Source organism: Streptomyces coryli (assembly GCF_011044975.1).
Taxonomy (GTDB): Bacteria; Actinomycetota; Actinomycetes; order Streptomycetales; family Streptomycetaceae; genus Streptomyces; species Streptomyces coryli.
On sequence record NZ_JAAKZV010000446.1, the window covers coordinates 1 to 3,230 of the forward strand.

The 3,230-nt window shown below is 67.6% G+C and carries 3 protein-coding genes; all 3 read left to right on the top strand.

The window, feature by feature from the left end; translation table 11 throughout:
* On the top strand, positions 1 to 1,704 hold a 1,704-nt coding region (locus G5C51_RS40955; RefSeq protein ID WP_165245859.1), incomplete at its 5' end, for an outer membrane protein assembly factor BamB family protein.
* 107 nt (positions 1,705 to 1,811) lie between these two features.
* Positions 1,812 to 2,189, top strand: coding sequence for a hypothetical protein (locus G5C51_RS40960; protein WP_165245861.1), 378 nt, complete (start codon positions 1,812 to 1,814; stop codon positions 2,187 to 2,189).
* 209 nt (positions 2,190 to 2,398) lie between these two features.
* On the top strand, positions 2,399 to 3,079 hold the full coding sequence (locus G5C51_RS40965; RefSeq protein ID WP_165245863.1) for a helix-turn-helix transcriptional regulator: 681 nt from the start codon (positions 2,399 to 2,401) through the stop codon (positions 3,077 to 3,079).
* Positions 3,080 to 3,230: the final 151 nt, after the last annotated feature.

A 3,230-nucleotide genomic window follows, 5' to 3' on the forward strand; every position in this document is an offset into this window, starting at 1 on the left:
CCCACACCCCCGGCCCAGCCGCCGGCGGCCCCGGGCCAGCCGCCGCAGGGCGCACCGTACGGGCAGCCGCAGCAGGGCCAGACGCCGTACGGCCAGCCGCAGCAGCCCGGCCAGGCGCCGTACGGGCAGCCTCAGCCTGGCCAGCAGGGTTACGGATACCCGCAGCAGCAGCCCGGCTACGGCTACCCGCAGCAGGGCGGCGAGCAGCCGCAGTACGGCAGCTACCCGACCCCGCAGGCACAGTTCCCCGGCGTCGGCACGCAGCCCCTGCAGCAGCCCAAGTCCGGCATGTCCGGCGGCAAAACCGCGCTGATCATCGGCCTCGTCGTCGTCTTCCTCGCCGCCGTCGCCGGCGTCACGTACGTCCTGACGAAGCCCGACGAGGGCAAGGACGAGACCAAGAAGAAGCCGGGCCAGTCCCAGGGCCCCGGCGGCGACACGGCTGCCGCGGATGCCAAGCCCAAGTCGGCCAACGGCAAGCTGCTGTACAGCGCCGATTACCCCAAGGCCGAATTCGACACCACGATCGGCACCAACGGCCAGTGGGCGACGGACAAGACATTCGCCAAGTCCGGCATGTATGAGATCACCGGCTACTCGGCGGACAGCGGCAAGGAAGCGTGGAAGATCCCGCTCAAGGGCGCGGTCTGCGGCGCCTCGCAGCACGTCTCGGAGGACGGCAAGGCCGCCGTGCTCTTCGAGGACCGCAAGGCGAAGAACGAGAAGGACTACAGCCCGCGTTGCTCGCAGATCGCGGCCTTCGACGTCAATTCCGGCAAGATGCTGTGGCAGGAGGAGGCGAAGAACGCCGACGAGATCGCCACGATGGAAGAGATCACCGTCGCTGACGGTGCGGTCGCCACCGGCGGTACGGACGGCGCTTTCGTCTTCGACATCAACTCCGGCAAGTCGCTGTGGAGCCCCAAGGCGGGCAGCAAGTGCCAGGAGGACGGCTACGGCGGCGGTGCGGCGCTGGTCGCCGTGGTCCGCTGCGGCGAGTACGACTCCCCCACCATCCGGGTCGAGAAGATGAACCCGAAGACCAAGAAGGCGGATTGGAGTTACACGACGCCTCCCGGCACGCAGTACGTGAAGATGCTGTCGACGGACCCGGTCGTCTTCGGCATCACCGTGGGCGACGAGTCGAGCGAGAAGGACGTCATCGCCCTGGACGACAAGGGCAAGATGCTCTCGAAGATCTCGCTCGGTACCTCCTCCGGCTCGTCCGGGATGCCGAAGTACGACCCGAACTGCCCCGCCACCGAGGTCGAGCCGTGCCGCACCGCTGCGGTGGACGACAAGTACCTCTACCTGGCGGGCGAGGAGCACCGGGGCAAGTCCGACTACGGCGACACGAATGAGATCGTCGCCTTCAGCCTGGCGACGGGAAAGCCGGTCAAGAAGTTCGACGCCGGCGAGAAGCGCACCATGTCCCCGGTCCGGATGGTCGGCAAGAAGCTGCTGGGTTACCGCTCGCCGACGTATGACTCGGGCGGCGAGCTGGTCGCCATCGACCCGGCGACCGGAAAGCAGCAGACCTGGCTGCGGATGCCGGTCGATACGGCGGAGGACGAGAGCGATTTCACCGCTCGCTACAGCGATGTGACATATGCCTACGGCCGGTTCTTCGTCAGTCAGAGCACGATCTCTCAGTCGAGCGCCAAGTACAGCAAGTTCCTGTTCATGGCTTTCGGCGGCTCCTGACGCTCTCCCGGGAGGGGCACTGCTAGGCTGCCGCTGACTCGTCCATGACAAAACTGGGGGATGTTTTGAAGCTCAAGCACGCAGCAATTGCGGGTGCCGTCGCCGCGGTGGCGATTGCGGGATCCACGTCGACGGCGAACGCTGCTTCTGCGGCGTCATTGCTGGACGCGAAGGTGGCCGGTGCCTATGGGGTCGCCAACTTCACCTTCGCCAGCAAGACCAGTGTGAACCCGCTCGACTTGAAGCTGACCGACACGAGCGAGGACGGCCAGCACGCGCAGATGCGCGTCATCGCGGGGACCGGGGAAGGCACCAAGTACTACCAGTGGCGCAAGGCGTACAACGCCGGCAACACGAACCGCTGGGACACGTACCTGGGCGACAGCAGCGGGGTGAAGTGGATCCGGCTTCAGGTGTGCCGCTACAACGGCAGCACCCAGAAGGCCTGCGCCTACTCCAGCATCAGCTACTCCAACTGGTGGTGACCGAGTAGGTGGTGTGTTCGCCCTCCGGCAACCGGGAGGGCGAACACCACCACCACCACCATCGCCGCCGGCGGACGTCCTGCCACCTTCCCGATCACAGCCTGACTCTTCCAGAATGCGAGGGATTTCGGCATTCCGGGAGGCTTCTGCCCGGTAAGGCGGTACCTTCCGGATTCAGGGGAGGGGCTGTTGGACGGGGAGGGGTGAACATGGCGGTGCGGCTCATTGTGGTCGACGATCATCGTCTGCTCGCCGAGGCGCTCGCGTCCGCGCTGAAATTGCGCGGTCATCGCGTGCTGGCGGCAGCCGCACCGAGTGCGGGGGCGGCGGAGCTGGTGGTCAGCCGGACGCCGGAGGTATGCCTTCTCGGCACGGCGTCCCCGGCTGAGCCGGGTGCCTTTGATCCGGTCGTACGGATCAAGCGCGAACGGCCGCAGATAGCGGTGGTGGTGCTGGGCCCGGTGCCGTCACCGCGCGGTATCGCCGCCGCATTCGCGGCGGGGGCGTCCGGTTACGTACGCCACGACGAACGCATCGAGGGCGTCGAGCGGGCGATGGTGAAGGCGCGGGCCGGGGAAGCGGCGGTGGCGCCGGCGCTGCTGCAGTCGTCGTTCGCGGAGCTCTTGAATCCGGAGCAGGGGCCTGATGACGAGGGGTCGCGCCTGCTGGAGATCCTCACGCCGCGGGAGGTGGAAGTGCTCGTGCGGGTGGCGGAGGGTGAGGACACGCGGCTGATCGCGGCGGGGATGGGGATCGCGCCGTCGACGGCGCGGACGCATGTGCAGCGAGTGCTGATGAAGCTGGGGGTGGGGTCGCGGCTGGAGGCTGCGGCGCTGGCGGCGCGGACGGGGTTGCTCGAACGAGCGATGTCGCCTGCCGGCGACGAGTAGCGTCTTCTTTTCGCGGCCTGGCGGCCGCGGGCATCCTGTGGCTTCGCCACGGAGTCCTCAAGCGCCGGACGGGCTTGTTGGTGGGTGGGCCGGGCCGAGTTCCGCGACACAACCGAAAAAGCCCGCTTCGCTAAGACTTTTTCGGCTGCGT